Source organism: Gottfriedia sp. NPDC058432 (genome assembly GCF_042721555.1).
GTDB lineage: Bacteria > Bacillota > Bacilli > Bacillales > Bacillaceae_G > Gottfriedia.
Map to the genome: position 1 here is coordinate 322,810 of NZ_JBHXLC010000002.1, position 14,641 is coordinate 337,450.

A 14,641-nucleotide genomic window follows, 5' to 3' on the forward strand; every position below is an offset into this window, starting at 1 on the left:
AGAATATGAGAGAAGCTGTTATTGTAGCGGGTGCGAGAACACCTGTAGGTAAAGCGAAAAAAGGATCACTAGCAACAGTTCGTCCAGATGATTTAGGGGCATTAGTTGTAAAAGAAACATTAAAGCGTGCAGGAAATTACGATGGTCCAATCGATGATATTATTTTTGGTTGCTCATCCCCGGAAGCTGAGCAAGGATTCAACATGGCGCGCAATATTGGGGCACTAGCTGGATTACCGCATTCAGTTCCAGGAATTACAGTGAACCGCTATTGTTCTTCAGGTTTACAAAGTATTGCTTATGCAAGTGAACGAATTATGTTAGGTCATTCTGAAGCGATTATTGCGGGCGGAGCAGAATCAATGAGTTTACTACCAATGGGAGGGCATGTTGCTCGTTTAAATAGTAGATTAGTAGAAAATGCACCTGAGTATTATATGGGTATGGGGCATACAGCTGAACAAGTTGCCAATCGTTATGGTATTTCAAGAGAAGATCAAGATGCTTTTGCGGTACGTAGTCATATGCGTGCAGCAGCAGCTATTAAAGAAGGGCGTTTTGTAGACGAAATCGTTCCAGTAGATGTAACGCTACGTTCAGTTAACGCAAACAATAAATTAGAAGAAAAGAATTTTACTTTCTCTCAAGATGAGGGTGTTCGTGAAGGTACATCTTCTGAAGTATTAGCTAAATTAAGACCAGCATTTAATGTAAGAGGTTCAGTAACGGCTGGAAACTCTTCACAAACAAGTGATGGGGCTGCAGCAGTCTTAGTAATGGATCGCGAAAAAGCGGAAGCTGAAGGACTAAGTCCATTATTAAAATTCCGTTCTTTTGCAGTCGCTGGAGTAGCTCCTGAGGTAATGGGAATTGGACCAGTTGAAGCAATTCCAAAAGCTCTTAAATTAGCAGGATTAAGCTTATCTGACATTGGAATATTTGAATTAAATGAAGCCTTTGCTTCCCAATCAATTCAAATTATTCGTCACTTAGGTCTCGATGAAGAACGTGTAAATGTAAACGGTGGGGCGATTGCATTAGGGCATCCACTTGGCTGTACTGGTACTAAACTAACTTTATCTTTATTACATGAGATGAAGCGACGCAAAGAGCAGTTCGGGATTGTAACGATGTGCGTTGGTGGCGGAATGGGTGCTGCCGGAGTATTTGAATTAGTTTAATAGATGTACGGAAATAGATTGTTAGAATCATATCTTCAAACAAGTAAATAGAAAATAGGAGGAATTATTGATGGAAAAAACAATCGGTAACTTACTTAAAGGCGGAAGCTTTTTAACAACAGAAGTGACTTTTGATAAAGTTTTTACACCAGAGGATTTTACAGATGAGCATAAATTAATTGCAAAAACAACTGAAGATTTTGTAGTGAATGAAGTTTTACCTGAATTAGAATATTTAGAGCAACACGAATTTGACCGCACTGTAAGATTATTAAAACAAGCTGGTGAGCTAGGATTATTAGCAGCAGATGTGCCAGAAGAATATGGCGGAATCGCACTAGATAAAATTAGCTCAGCATTAATTACAGAAAAAATTTCTCGTGGTGGTGGATTCTCACTTTCTCAAGGAGCCCACGTAGGGATTGGTACACTTCCAATCGTATTGTTTGGAAATCATGATCAAAAGCAACGTTACTTACCAGGTTTAGCATCAGGTGAGAAATTTGCAGCTTATGCATTAACTGAGCCAGGTTCAGGATCAGATGCATTAGGAGCAAAAACGGTTGCTAAATTAAATACTGAAGGAACTCACTACGTTTTAAACGGTGAAAAACAATGGATTACAAACTCTGCGTTTGCAGATGTATTTGTTGTTTATGCAAAAATTGATGGAGAGCACTTCTCAGCATTTATCGTTGAGAGAGATTATGAAGGTGTTTCGACTGGTCCAGAAGAAAAGAAAATGGGTATTAAATCATCTTCAACTCGTACACTGATTTTAGAAGATGTAAAAGTTCCTGTAGAAAACCTTTTAGGTGAAATTGGAAAAGGTCATGTTATTGCATTTAATATTTTAAATATTGGTCGTTATAAATTAGCTGTAGGTACAGTTGGTGGATCAAAACGTGCTTTAGAATTATCTGCAACGTATGCTAACCAACGCCAACAATTCAAAACACCAATTGCTAAATTTAGTTTAATTCAAGAAAAATTAGCTAGTATGGCTACAAAAGTTTATGCAAGTGAAAGTTCAGCATATCGTACTGTAGGACTTTTCGAAGATCGCTTTAGTCAATTAACTGAAGAGCAAGCAAAAGATCCAAAAGCAGTAGCTGCAGCTGTAGCAGAATATGCGATTGAATGTTCTTTAAATAAATTCTTCTGTTCTGAAGTGTTAGACTATGTTGCAGATGAAGGAGTGCAAATCCACGGTGGATATGGCTTCATGGCTGAATATGAAATTGAGCGTATTTACCGTGATTCTCGTATTAACCGAATTTTTGAAGGAACAAACGAAATTAATCGTTTAATTGTACCAAGTACTTACCTTCGAAAAGCAATGAGCGGAGAGCTTCCATTACTTCAACAAGCACAACAAATTCAAGAAGAGTTAATGATGTTAATGCCTGAAGAAGTGGGAGATGCTCCTTTAGAGCAAGAGAAATATTTAGTTCGTAATGCGAAGAAAATTGCGATCATGATTGCTGGTTTAGCAGTTCAAAAATTTGGTAAAGCATTAAGCAATGAACAAGAGATTCTAGTAAATATTGCAGATATCGTAAGCAATATTTACGCAATGGAATCGACAGTTCTGCGTACTGAAAAGGCAATTAACAAAGTAGGATTAGTAAAATCAAACCAAAAATTACTTTATACTCAAGTATTCTGTCAAGAAGCATTTAATGAAATCGAAGCTCATGCTAAGGAAACACTTGTTGCTGTTGAGTCTGGTGATACATTAAGAATGATGACTTCAGCACTTCGTAAGTTTACACGTCATACGCCAATTAATGTAATTGCGAAGAAACGTGAAATTGCTGCTAATGTATTAGAAGAAGAGCGTTATACTGTATAAATAAAAAAAACTGCCGATCTGTAGATTGGCAGTTTTTTTTATTTAACAATTTGGGATTCGTTTTTTAAAGACGCTGTAGCACCCTTACTCCAATCGTTTGCATTAAAGAATAAATAGTTCTAGATTCTTAAATAGATAAGGATAATTTTGCCATGACTTGTGCCATACTAGTATAAGTTGAGTAAAATTTAAGAGGTTCATCGAATGATATAGTAAATTACTTTGATATATTAAAAATATTTAAGGTTTTTGTTTAAATCTGTCGAAAAACACGAATGTTCTACTGGTTTAGTATGATGAATATTGCTATAATATTTTTGGAACTAACTTATTACAGAATTTTCGAACGGAACTATTTTAACTCGCATATTCCCTGTGATAAAATAGAATTTGGGAGGAGTTGCTAAAATGAGTATCATTTTTTATACATATCCAAAATGTGGAACTTGTCGAAAAGCCGCTTCTTGGCTTAAAGAACATAATATTCCGGTTGAAGCAATTGATATTACATTAAATCCACCTTCAAAGGAATTACTTGCTGATCTTTATAAAGCAAGTGGAATTTCTATAAATAAATTATTTAATACAAGCGGCGTTAAATATCGTGAGCTTGGATTGAAGGATGTTATTCCAACAAAGACTGAGGACGAGCTATTAGAACTACTAAGTTCGGATGGTAAATTAATTAAAAGACCTCTGCTTTTTAATGGAGATAAAGCGACAGTTGGTTTTAATGAAGAGGTATTTGAAAAGGCTTGGTTATAAAATAACTATATAATTTAAGGTAATTAATCTGAGGAGGATTTCACAATGTCAATTCCAAATGAACTACGTTATTCAGAAGAACATGAGTGGGTAAAAGTTGAAGGTAATAAATACTATATCGGTATTACTCATTTCGCTCAATCAGAGCTTGGAGATATCGTATTTGTTGAGCTACCAGAAGTAGGCGATGAACTTACTATAAATGAGCCATTCGGTAGCGTTGAGTCTGTAAAAACAGTATCTGAACTATATGCTCCAATCAGTGGTAAAGTAATTGAAGTAAACTCTGATCTAGATGAAAATCCTGAATTCGTAAACGAATCTCCATACGAAAAAGCATGGATGGTAGTTGTTGAAGCTACAAACGCTTCTCAACTTGATGAGTTAATGACTGCTGGTCAATACGAAGAAATGATCAATCAAGATTAATTATCTAACATTAAGCGTCCAAATTGGGCGCTTTTTTATTTTGCGTGTATAATTAATGTAATAAAGCTTAACTTATTTACATAAAACATAATTTAAAGGGACATTTTCATTTAGGGAAAAAAAGGAAACAACTAAGGGGAAATCGAATATACTATATACAAAAGATTTTTAGTCAAAAGTTTTTGAGTCCTATACATTAGGTGATGCCCAGTGAATATTGAAGATCAAAGAAAAGTTATCATTGTCGAAGGTACTACTGATAAGAGAAAAATACAGACGATCATAAAGGAGCCTGTAGATATTATCTGTACGAATGGTACAGTTGGTACTTCAAAGCTAGATGAGCTTGCTGAAATGTTAGATTTAAGAGAAATCTATGTGTTAGTAGATGCAGATGAGGCCGGTGAAAAGCTTAGAAGACTGTTAAAAAGAGAATTTCCACAGGCAGAGCATCTGTACATTGATAGAAGTTATCGAGAAGTGGCAACAGCTCCGAGTCAACATTTAGCTAGTGTATTATTAGGGGCGGATATTTTAGTATTTACAGATTATTTACGTACAAATTAAAGAGGAATAATGATCATGCAGCAATGGACAAAGAATGAAATAATGCAAAGAATTCAATCAAAAGAGACGACAGTTATTTATATTTATACCGCAATGTGTGGTACATGCCAAGTAGCTTCTAAAATGCTAGAAGTTGTAAATGAGATTCTGCCAAATTTACCTATCAGTAAGGTAAATATTAATGAAATAGTGGAAGAAGCTCAAAACTGGAAGGTTGAAAGTGTACCTTGTTTACTTATTTTTGAAAATGGGGAAATGAAACAAAAAATTTACGCTTTTCAATCTGTACCTTATTTACATGAATTGTTAAAAAAATATAATTTATATATTAAACGATGAGTTGATCATCAAGTTTTTAGGATTTTGTCATTACATTAAAGAGAGTGCATTCGAAATGCACTCTTTTTATTTGTCTTTTTAAGTGATCATACGAGAGCTATTTCATTTTCTAAATCCCTTATAAATGTCCCTAACCTTTGACATATTTCTCGGGAAATGAGTTGAATGTTGTAGAAATAAAATTAAAATATAGATTTTTATCAAGGTAAATGTCGAGCGAAATATAAAGAATACACCCCTTATCTATGAGAAAATAAGATTAAAGAAATCGGGAGAGGTGTTTATTATGGATATCAAGGAGTGGATAGGACAAGCAAGAAACTTATTTATAAAAAAGGAATATTTACAAATCATTTTGCCAATCGAAGAAAGGATTGTAGAATTAAACTGCCTAAATGAAAAAGTATTTATAAAGTTAAGTAAAAAGGCTCCTTTTATCGAGGTAATTGATCGTTCGATTCCGCAACTTAGAGTTAATTTTTCAAAAGATGGATGGGAATATCTAAATTCAGGTTCGCAAAGGTTAGGACTTTTATTAAAACTGAATGATGCTTCTTTTGAAGGGAACTATCGATTATTACTACTAATGGAAACGATTTTTCAATATACAAGTGTAGAAAACGAAAAAAAACTTTTAGAAAATTGTTGACAACTACTGTCTAAGTTTGTAGAATTGGACTTACGTTAAAGAAATTACGTTAAACAACTTAATAGATCGTAAGATTAACTCTTATCGAGAGAGGTGGAGGGACTGTGCCCTGTGAAACCCAGCAACCGTCAATGAACGTCATTGAAATGGTGCTAATTCCTGCAAAGCATATGCTTTGAGAGATGAGAGAAAGGAATACTTTTTGTATGTTAAACCTTTCTGCTCATGTGAGTTGAAAGGTTTTTTTGTTTTATGCGACTAAAAAAGTACTTACTTACAAAAAATTGAAAGATAAGTTGTTAGAATGTTTTGAAAGGAGATCAAGTGTATGATTCAAATAAATAATGTAAGTAAAATATACAAAGGTAAAAAGGGCACAGTTACCGCAGTACAAAATGTTTCTTTAAATATTGAAGCAGGTGAAATTTTTGGCATGATCGGATATAGCGGCGCAGGGAAAAGTACGTTATTACGTATGCTAAATGGACTTGAGTCCCCTACATCAGGTGAAGTAATTATTAATGGTCAATCGATCTCTAAATGCTCATCTAGTCAGTTAAGAAAAGCAAGACAAAAAATAGGAATGATTTTTCAGCATTTTAATTTATTGTGGTCAAGAACTGTATTAGAAAATATACTTTTCCCACTTGAAATTGCTAAAGTTTCAAAAAAGGAAAGCATTAATCGTGCGAAAGAATTAATTAAACTTGTAGGACTTGAAGGTAGAGAAAATGCTTATCCTTCTGAACTAAGTGGAGGTCAAAAGCAACGTGTCGGAATTGCAAGAGCACTTGCTAATAACCCAGATGTTCTTTTATGTGATGAAGCGACTTCTGCATTAGATCCTGAAACAACAGATTCAATCTTAGCTTTACTGACAAATATTAATAAACAGCTTGGTATTACAATAATTCTGATTACCCATGAAATGCATGTTATTCAAAAGATTTGTCAACGAGTAGCAGTAATGGAAAACGGAAATGTAGTAGAAGAAGGCCATGTTGTTGATGTATTTACTCGTCCTAAACAAGCAATTACAAAGAAATTTGTGACGCAAATCAAAGGCAATGATGAAGGTGAAGTAATTTCTCAAGGTGATGGGAAGGATAATACTTACAAGCTAACATTTAAAAATGGTCAAGCAGATCAGCCACATATTTCTGAGGTAGTTAAGCACTTTGATATTGAGATTAACATTTTGCAAGGGAAAATTGTTCAAACTGCTGAAGGCTCTTATGGGACAATGAAGATTCAACTTGTTGGTGACATAAAAAACATCAAAGAAGCAATCGCTTATTTAGAATCAAAACAAGTTGAAGTGGAGGTAGCATAAGATGACACAACTTTTTCCGAATGTTGATTGGGATGCAATGCTTGTAGCTACTCAAGAAACATTATTCATGGTTGTAATTGCTGCGGTTGCAACGTTTATTTTTGGACTAATAATAGGTTTATTCTTATTTTTAACTAGTAAAGACCAGTTGCTTGAAAATAAATTTTTTAATACAATCCTAGCAGCGTTTGTAAATATTTTTCGTTCAATACCGTTTATCATTTTAATCATTTTATTAATTCCATTTACGATCTTTATACTTGGCTCAATGCTAGGAGCAAAAGCAGCATTACCTGCATTAATTATTGGTGCTGCACCATTCTATGCAAGGATGGTCGAAATCGGATTACGTGAAATTGATAAAGGTGTAATCGAAGCTGCAAGAGCAATGGGAGCTAGTACCTTTACAATCATCGTAAAAGTATTAATACCAGAAGCTTTACCAGCAATTATTTCAGGTTTAACAGTTACTACAATTGCAATTGTTGGTTATACAGCAATGGCTGGTGTTGTAGGTGGAGGTGGACTTGGTAACCTAGCATTTATGGAAGGATACCAACGTTCTAATAACCAAGTAACTCTTGTTGCGACAGTCATTATTTTATTAATTGTATTTATTCTTCAGTTTATTGGAGATTTAGTAACAACGAAAATAGATAAAAGAGCTTAATCATATAAGGGAGGAACTGACAGTGAAATTCAAAAAAATCGCAAGTTTATTAGGAGCAGGTGTTTTAGCATTATCTTTAGCAGCATGTAATAAAGGTGGAGAAGATAAAAATAAAGAATTAGTGGTAGGTGCATCAAATGTACCTCACGCAGTTATTTTAGAACAAGCTAAACCAATCCTTAAAAAAGAAGGAATTAACTTAAAAATTGTTAAATTCCAAGATTATGTATTACCAAATAAAGCACTAGCTTCAAAAGAATTAGATGCAAACTATTTCCAACACATTCCATATTTAGAGTCTCAAATGAAAGAAAATGGTTATAAATTTGAAAACGCTGGTGGAATCCACATCGAGCCAATTGGAGTTTACTCTAAAAAATATAAGAGCTTAGATGAACTTCCAAATGGAGCTAAAATTATCATGAGTAGCTCAGTAGCTGACCATGGTCGTATGTTAAGCTTATTACAACACGAAGGATTAATTAAACTTAAAGCTGGAATTGATCCAACTACTGCTCAAATTAAAGACATTGTTGAGAATCCAAAACACTTAAAATTCCAAGCTGACGTAGACGCTGGTATGCTTCCAAAAGTTTATCAAAACAATGAAGGCGATGCAGTACTAATTAACACAAACTACGCGATTGATGCTGGATTAAACCCAATGAAGGATGCTATTGCTTTAGAGGGTAAAGACTCTCCATATGTAAACATTATTGCTGTTCGTAAAGGCGATAAAGATAAAAAAGAAATTAAAGAGCTTGTAAAAGTATTACACTCAAAAGAAATTCAAGATTTCATCATTAAAAAATATAAAGGTGCTGTAGTACCTGTAAGTCAATAATAAAAAGAGAGAGGGTATCCCAAGTGAATTTTTGTGGGAACCCTCTTTTTTCTATAGGTAATAAAGTTTTAAAAAACTATTAACTGAAAATAAATTCTGAAAATCGCATATAAAATTGGCAATGCAATTAAATCCCAAGGAATCGCAAATAAAATAAATAAAAAAGGGACGGACATAAGTCAGTTAAACTAACTTATGCCCATCCCTTTTCTATATTTAGCTCTTCACAAGAATTTGATTTACAGGTGAGATTGGTGGTCGTTCAGCCATAACCTCAATAATATTTTTAGCTGCTATTTCTGACATAGCATCACGAGTTTCATATGTTGCATTACCGATATGAGGTGTTAATACAACATTTGTAAGTGATTTTAGCACTTCTGTTATTTTTGGTTCGAATTCAAATACATCTAGAGCAGCACCCGCAATTACGCCATCCTTTAATGCGTCTACTAATTCCTGTTCGTTCGCTAAAGGACCTCTAGCTGCATTGATAAAAAATGCAGTATCTTTCATCTTATAAAACTCTTCTTTTCCAAATAAATGGTGTAGATCGGGCTTGTAAGGAGAATGAAGGGTAATATAGTCAGAAGTCTGTAAAAGTTCATCCATTGATACGTAAGTGGCATTTAATTCTTGTTCAAGTTCATTACTTAATCTTCTTGGTTGGTGATAAATAATATTCATATTAAAAGCCCTAGCTCGTTTAGCTACAGCTTGTCCGATATTACCGAAACCAAAAATACCTAAAGTTTTTCCTGATACTTCGGTTCCTCTAAAGAATAATGGAGCCCACCCTTCAAAACCTATTGTGCGGCAAAGTTCGTCCCCTTCGACTATTCTTCTGGATACAGCTAGGAGGATTCCAAAAGTTAACTCAGCAGTTGCGTCTGTAGAAACAAGTGGAGTGTTTGTAACATGAATGCCTTTACTAGTTGCATAATCTACATCGATATTATTAAATCCTGCTCCGTAATTAGCAATAATTTTTACATTTTTAGCAGCATCAATTACTCTTTTGGTGATTGGAGTGGATAGTAAACTTAAAATTGCATCTACCCCAACAACCAGTTCACACAATTCATCTTCTGTAATTAATTGCTCATTTTCATAAACAATGACATGATGATCTTTTAATAATTGCTCGGCTTTTTCTGGGATTTTTCCCGCTACTAAGATATGTGCCAAATTAGAAACCTTCTTTCAACAGTTTAATAATTGAATGTTATCGTTTTTATTATAAATGAAGTTTCAAGTTATTGTTTAATTTAGTATTTGGTAGTTTAAAGAATATATTTATATTTAATGTCTGTCAGCAATGAAAAAAGTAGACACAAGTCTGCTTCACGTTGTTGAGAAAAAATCTTGTCAATTAATTATCATATTTTCGTAAAAGGAGTAGAGTGATATTGATTTCCACTACGGGATGCTCGCTTTCCATGGGGCGAGATTCTTTAGCCTCCTCGGCGCGCCTGCGGGGTCTCAGCCTTCCTGCATATCCCATAGGAGTCGAGCACCCCTTTCGTTCCAATCAACTTGTTTATCTCAAAGAAGTCTACAATAAAAACTTAATCAAATAGCCTTTACTTAGCATAAACTAACAGTTATTTATTAATCAGTTTATAGGTCAATTAATATCGAACATTTTACTAAACTATTATTTGAAATTGTTTTTCTAAAAATTAGCTCAAAATATTTTTAATTTCTCAAGAATAATTAATACTATAGTTTGTTGATATTTTAAAACAGCTAAACATATTAACATTAAAATAAATATTAGATAACAAAAAAATAGTAATAAGATTCACTTAATATCCGTTTGACTATTTTATATTTCAACACAATGAAAAAAAAGCAGACATTAGTCTGCTTTTGTCATTGATATCTATGATTTAAACTTGCAGAAGGGGGTGTATGATTTACTGAATAAAACTTATTTAAAGATTGATCTACATATACCCAGCCCTTCCAGCCTAAGTGAATTGTATCTTTTAGGAAAAACTCATCGTATTCATGTGAAGAAAAATCAGCCACTTGGAATCCAGAATCTTCAATTTGTTTTTTTACTTTTTTGTAATAAACTTCTCGACCTTCTTTAGGGAAACCAGCGTAATCATACCATGGTCCATTTACTGGAACGGAGATAAACAACGCTTTTGTGTGCTCTTTTTTTAATAATGCTAATACCATTTGAAGGTCATCATATTCTGGCGATACACCATAGTTACTATCGTGTTTATAATTTTTTAATGCTAGAAGACGGTTTTGAATGTGCTTTTTATAATATTTATTAATTATACCGAAATGGTTTGAAGTTGATTCACGTTGGCCCATTTTATCGGCAACTTGAGCTACTCGATCCCAGGATAAATCTTCATATTTTGATTTTTTTAATCGGAAGTTTTTATCTGGATCCATTATAACGGTATCAAAAAGATCTTTCTTTTCAAGTATTTTAAAATATGTGTAAGCTAACGGCTTTTCAGCCATAGCCTCGAATTTAATTTTTTTGTTATTTGAAATAAATGATTTTAGTTGAGTTACTAATAAAGAGTCTTTTTTGATAATTGACAGCGTTAAAAGTCTCTTTGCAATTTGTCTCTTTACTGAAATATCAATTGTATTATTAAAAACGAATGAATAAGTTTGAAGCGCAGAATAATTAGGTGAAAAATGAGTATCATCAATCCCATGTGGAATAAACCACTGTGGAGATAAAACAAACACAATTTTTCTATTTTTAATTCCATCACCTAAAGATGCTAAATCAAGAAAATGAACGAGACTTTGTGATCCCCCTCGACCAATTAGATAGGGAGTAAATTCATCTTTTTCTCCCATAAAAAATCTAGAAGGATGGAAGGGGTCTCTTCTAGCAAGTTCTGAAGACCCGAAAATAGGTAGAAATTTTGGGTCTTTTAACATTTTGCTTTGAAGTAAAGTCCCTTGAAATGTTTCAGGATTTAAAGATGCTGCTGTATTATTTAATCGTTCTTTTGTAATAAATAGTTCGTAAAAAGAATTTGGAAGATACAAAGCTAGTAAAAAAATGAAAATAGCTGTTATCATCCCAAAAATTTGAACTTTTTTCATTTTCTAGCCTCTAAAATCGAAATGATTTTATTTGGTGTTGCCCACTCCTCACGATCGAAGTCAGAAATCGTTACGTTGATACCAAGTTGTTCTTCGATTTCAACTAATAAGCTAACTGTACCAAATGAATCTAATAATCCTTCTTCAAAAATCAGAATATCTGGATTTTCAACCACTTCATCTGTATTACATAAATCTGCTAAAAGTTTTAAAACTTCTGCTCTTAAATTTTCCATTATACTCATTCTCCTTTAGTTAACTAGATGTCCTGAAAATATTAAAAATCCGAAACAAATAAAATGGAATGTAATAATAACCGCTAATACATGTGTTAGTTTATTATTTTTCCAAATCTTTTTTTTCTTATTGAATTGTTCAAACCAATCAAAACTACACATCAATATGGCTTGGTATACACCATAAAGTAGGTAATTTATTTGGATCCCGTGCCATGCACCCATTAGTAAAAATAAAGTAGTGTAACTGATATATGATATATTTCTTCTATTTTTTATCACTTTTTTCTTAGTCAGTAAGAATACCATTCTCATATATACATAGTCACGAAACCAAAATGATAAGCTCATATGCCAGCGATTCCAAAAGTCCTTTATATTTCGACTAATGAATGGCATATTAAAGTTTTCAGGTGTTTTAATACCTACTAAATAACTAACGCCGATTGCAAATGCACTATAACCTGCAAAATCAAAGAATAAGTACAGACTATATGCATACATATACGTTAGATTTGAGACGAAAGTATGCCCTACAACAAGCTGTGTTTCAAGTATATGAACGTTAATTAAATAACCAATTATATATTTATAGAGAAAACCAATAAAAATTTTATGAACGCCAATTTGAAAATACTCCTGGTATTCACTAGCCGTTAGCTTTTTTTGATAATCCTGTTGAAATCTCCTAAAACGATCAATTGGTCCAGAAGAGATCGTTGGAAAAAATAATAAAAACTTCAAGAAATCAACAATGCTTATTTCTTTTATACTGTGGTCGCGAATTTCAATAATGACTTGTGTTGCTTTAAATGTTAAATACGAAATTCCTAAAAAGCCTACAAGTGTAGTACTTTCAAATATCGGTGAAACCTTTACAATTATTAAAGGTAAAATTGATAGAAAAACACTTAAGTAATAAACAGTTGAATGGTTCGCATTCTTCCGATAAACACTATAACCTTTTATTAAAATAACTACCCAAATTATATAAGCAACTAGATAGAAGGTTTGTATTTTAGAAGAGGAAAAGACTAATAATAAAAACACAAAAGAAAGAAATGTTGTGTAGTTAGTTAATCTTTTTCCTAAAAAGCCTAATATGACTGCTGGGATTAATAGAACAAACAAAATACCGAAAAACGTAAAACTACCGTAAGGAATCATTGGTAAGTTTGCTCCAATAATTTTTTACGATCAACTTTACCATTCGTTGTCATTGGTAAGCTTTGTAAGTAACTAAATTTTCTTGGAATCATATAAGTCGGCATATATTTATTTAATTCTTGTTTTAAAAAACGTGTTAAATGATATTCCTTTTCGAAATCGTGTTCTTTAACGACTGTTAAGCAATGTAAATCGATACACTTACCATCCTTCATCTCTGGTAATATAACTGCAGAATGGACTAATGGTAATCTTCTAATGTTATTTTCAATGTCCTCAATTTCAATCCGATACCCATGTAGCTTTACTTGAAAATCGATCCTACCTTTATAGAACAAAAGTCCGTGATCAAAGTAACCAGAATCACCTGTTTTATAGGCGCGCATACCATTTATTTGATAATAGGCTGCATCAGTTTTTAATTGATTATTAAGATACCCTTTACTAACACTTGGACCAGCTATAATAATTTCTCCTGTTTCTCCTTCTGGAAGTGGGTTCCCTAATTCATCCATAATGTAAATGATTGTATCATCTTTCGGAGTTCCAATCGGTAATGGGGAATATTGGTTTATGACCTTCTCAGTAATCTGGACGAATGTTACAGCAACTGTTCCTTCTGTTGGACCGTAAGTATTATAAATCTCGGCATTAGGAAATCTAGATAAAAGCTGCTTAGCACTATTATTCGATAGTACTTCACCACAGAAAAGAAAAGTCTTTAAGTTTGGTAGTAGGGATTCGCTGAAATTTGGGTTCATCATACACATCTCTATAAATGAAGGTGTAGAAGTCCAAACCTCAATATCACTTTCCATTAAATAATCGAATAATACTTTTGGTCGCTCAACCAAAGATTTTTCAACAGCAATGAGTGTGCCACCCGACAATAAAGATGGATATAAATCCATTACTGATAAATCAAAAGAGAATGGAGCTTGATTCAAAAATCGTTGTCCATTGTGTATATTAAAATCCTTCAATATCCAATCGGTAAAACTACGTAAGTTTTTTTCAGTAATTTGCACACCTTTTGGATCTCCAGTACTGCCGGAAGTATAGATAATATAAAATGTATCATCGTCTTTAACATTAAAATCAGTTAAAGAATTGACTAGATCAGTAGAATCAATAATTTCCTGTAGTTCTCCAAAATTTATAATTTTAATGGATTCAAACTCTAAAGTAATTTCTTTTGGTGTAATTAGTAAAGTTGCTCCAGAATTAGTAATCATTTTTTTGAGTCTTTCAAAAGGAATAGACTCATCAACGGGAATATATGCACAACCTGCTTTTACACTTCCTAAGAAAATGGAAATCATTTCTGTCTGCATATGCCCATACACAATAATAGGCTTATTCGTAAAATTATTTTTAATCATCCAGCTAGCAATCGCATCTGATTGTTGCTTTAAAGTTTTATATGTTAAAGAGTAATCACTATTTTGAAATGCGATCGTGTTTGGGGTGTTAATTGCCCAATAATCTATTTGTTCAATAATTGATTTCATCA

The 14,641-nt window shown here is 33.1% G+C and carries 15 protein-coding genes and 1 riboswitch; of the genes, 10 read left to right on the top strand and 5 right to left on the bottom strand.

Annotation, left to right across the window (positions count from 1 at the left end):
• The first annotated feature begins 5 nt into the window (after positions 1–5).
• The 10 genes from ACFWM3_RS03790 to metQ all read left to right on the top strand — a co-directional run bounded on the left by ACFWM3_RS03790 (position 6) and on the right by metQ (position 8,632).
• Positions 6–1,181, top strand: a complete 1,176-nt coding sequence (locus tag ACFWM3_RS03790; protein WP_390310315.1) for an acetyl-CoA C-acetyltransferase — start codon at positions 6–8, stop codon at positions 1,179–1,181.
• A 70-nt stretch (positions 1,182–1,251) separates the two neighbouring features.
• Entirely contained in the window at positions 1,252–3,036 is a 1,785-nt protein-coding gene (locus tag ACFWM3_RS03795; protein WP_390310317.1) for an acyl-CoA dehydrogenase family protein, read from the top strand.
• Between the two features lie 408 nt (positions 3,037–3,444).
• Positions 3,445–3,801 carry an arsenate reductase family protein gene (locus ACFWM3_RS03800; RefSeq protein WP_056468793.1) on the top strand — a complete coding sequence of 119 codons (357 nt, stop codon included), beginning with the start codon at positions 3,445–3,447 and terminating at the stop codon, positions 3,799–3,801.
• A 45-nt stretch (positions 3,802–3,846) separates the two neighbouring features.
• Positions 3,847–4,230, top strand: coding sequence for a glycine cleavage system protein GcvH (gene gcvH, locus ACFWM3_RS03805; RefSeq protein WP_098428612.1), 384 nt, complete (start codon positions 3,847–3,849; stop codon positions 4,228–4,230).
• 216 nt (positions 4,231–4,446) lie between these two features.
• Complete coding sequence (locus ACFWM3_RS03810; protein ID WP_088014517.1) at positions 4,447–4,797, top strand: ribonuclease M5; 351 nt, start codon at positions 4,447–4,449, stop codon at positions 4,795–4,797.
• A 15-nt stretch (positions 4,798–4,812) separates the two neighbouring features.
• Positions 4,813–5,136 (top strand): thioredoxin family protein, encoded by a 324-nt coding sequence (locus ACFWM3_RS03815; RefSeq protein ID WP_056468789.1) that lies wholly within the window; start codon positions 4,813–4,815, stop codon positions 5,134–5,136.
• Positions 5,137–5,422: 286 nt separating this feature from the next.
• Positions 5,423–5,785 carry a hypothetical protein gene (locus ACFWM3_RS03820; RefSeq protein WP_056468787.1) on the top strand — a complete coding sequence of 121 codons (363 nt, stop codon included), beginning with the start codon at positions 5,423–5,425 and terminating at the stop codon, positions 5,783–5,785.
• A gap of 78 nt (positions 5,786–5,863) precedes the next feature.
• A riboswitch (SAM riboswitch) is annotated at positions 5,864–5,974 on the top strand.
• Between the two features lie 139 nt (positions 5,975–6,113).
• Complete coding sequence (locus ACFWM3_RS03825) at positions 6,114–7,118, top strand: methionine ABC transporter ATP-binding protein (RefSeq protein WP_335410236.1); 1,005 nt, start codon at positions 6,114–6,116, stop codon at positions 7,116–7,118.
• A gap of 1 nt (position 7,119) precedes the next feature.
• Positions 7,120–7,788, top strand: a complete 669-nt coding sequence (locus tag ACFWM3_RS03830) for a methionine ABC transporter permease (protein ID WP_390310320.1) — start codon at positions 7,120–7,122, stop codon at positions 7,786–7,788.
• Positions 7,789–7,810: 22 nt separating this feature from the next.
• Positions 7,811–8,632 carry a methionine ABC transporter substrate-binding lipoprotein MetQ gene (gene metQ / locus ACFWM3_RS03835; protein ID WP_082459406.1) on the top strand — a complete coding sequence of 274 codons (822 nt, stop codon included), beginning with the start codon at positions 7,811–7,813 and terminating at the stop codon, positions 8,630–8,632.
• 216 nt (positions 8,633–8,848) lie between these two features.
• Here metQ and ACFWM3_RS03840 read toward each other — a convergent pair whose 3' ends face one another.
• The 5 genes from ACFWM3_RS03840 to dltA all read right to left on the bottom strand — a co-directional run bounded on the left by ACFWM3_RS03840 (position 8,849) and on the right by dltA (position 14,639).
• Entirely contained in the window at positions 8,849–9,820 is a 972-nt protein-coding gene (locus ACFWM3_RS03840) for a 2-hydroxyacid dehydrogenase family protein (RefSeq protein WP_390310322.1), read from the bottom strand.
• A gap of 687 nt (positions 9,821–10,507) precedes the next feature.
• Positions 10,508–11,725 carry a D-alanyl-lipoteichoic acid biosynthesis protein DltD gene (dltD, locus tag ACFWM3_RS03845; protein ID WP_390310324.1) on the bottom strand — a complete coding sequence of 406 codons (1,218 nt, stop codon included), beginning with the start codon at positions 11,723–11,725 and terminating at the stop codon, positions 10,508–10,510.
• The gene (gene dltC / locus ACFWM3_RS03850) at positions 11,722–11,961 is read right to left on the bottom strand and encodes a D-alanine--poly(phosphoribitol) ligase subunit 2 (protein ID WP_056468776.1); all 240 of its coding nucleotides are present in this window, start codon (positions 11,959–11,961) and stop codon (positions 11,722–11,724) included. Before dltC ends, dltD begins: the two co-directional genes overlap by 4 nt.
• Before the next feature lie 15 nt (positions 11,962–11,976).
• Positions 11,977–13,128 carry a D-alanyl-lipoteichoic acid biosynthesis protein DltB gene (gene dltB / locus ACFWM3_RS03855; protein WP_390310325.1) on the bottom strand — a complete coding sequence of 384 codons (1,152 nt, stop codon included), beginning with the start codon at positions 13,126–13,128 and terminating at the stop codon, positions 11,977–11,979.
• Positions 13,125–14,639 (bottom strand): D-alanine--poly(phosphoribitol) ligase subunit DltA, encoded by a 1,515-nt coding sequence (gene dltA, locus ACFWM3_RS03860; RefSeq protein ID WP_390310327.1) that lies wholly within the window; start codon positions 14,637–14,639, stop codon positions 13,125–13,127. Before dltA ends, dltB begins: the two co-directional genes overlap by 4 nt.
• Positions 14,640–14,641: the final 2 nt, after the last annotated feature.

Bases quoted from the DNA above. Each gene is read 5' to 3' on its own strand.
- ACFWM3_RS03790 (WP_390310315.1), top strand. From the start codon at position 6: ATGAGAGAAGCTGTTATTGTAGCGGGTGCGAGAACACCTGTAGGTAAA.
- ACFWM3_RS03795 (WP_390310317.1), top strand. From the start codon at position 1,252: ATGGAAAAAACAATCGGTAACTTACTTAAAGGCGGAAGCTTTTTAACA.
- ACFWM3_RS03800 (WP_056468793.1), top strand. From the start codon at position 3,445: ATGAGTATCATTTTTTATACATATCCAAAATGTGGAACTTGTCGAAAA.
- gcvH (WP_098428612.1), top strand. From the start codon at position 3,847: ATGTCAATTCCAAATGAACTACGTTATTCAGAAGAACATGAGTGGGTA.
- ACFWM3_RS03815 (WP_056468789.1), top strand. From the start codon at position 4,813: ATGCAGCAATGGACAAAGAATGAAATAATGCAAAGAATTCAATCAAAA.
- ACFWM3_RS03820 (WP_056468787.1), top strand. From the start codon at position 5,423: ATGGATATCAAGGAGTGGATAGGACAAGCAAGAAACTTATTTATAAAA.
- ACFWM3_RS03825 (WP_335410236.1), top strand. From the start codon at position 6,114: ATGATTCAAATAAATAATGTAAGTAAAATATACAAAGGTAAAAAGGGC.
- ACFWM3_RS03830 (WP_390310320.1), top strand. From the start codon at position 7,120: ATGACACAACTTTTTCCGAATGTTGATTGGGATGCAATGCTTGTAGCT.
- dltD (WP_390310324.1), bottom strand. From the start codon at position 11,725: ATGAAAAAAGTTCAAATTTTTGGGATGATAACAGCTATTTTCATTTTT.
- dltC (WP_056468776.1), bottom strand. From the start codon at position 11,961: ATGGAAAATTTAAGAGCAGAAGTTTTAAAACTTTTAGCAGATTTATGT.
- dltB (WP_390310325.1), bottom strand. From the start codon at position 13,128: ATGATTCCTTACGGTAGTTTTACGTTTTTCGGTATTTTGTTTGTTCTA.
- dltA (WP_390310327.1), bottom strand. From the start codon at position 14,639: ATGAAATCAATTATTGAACAAATAGATTATTGGGCAATTAACACCCCA.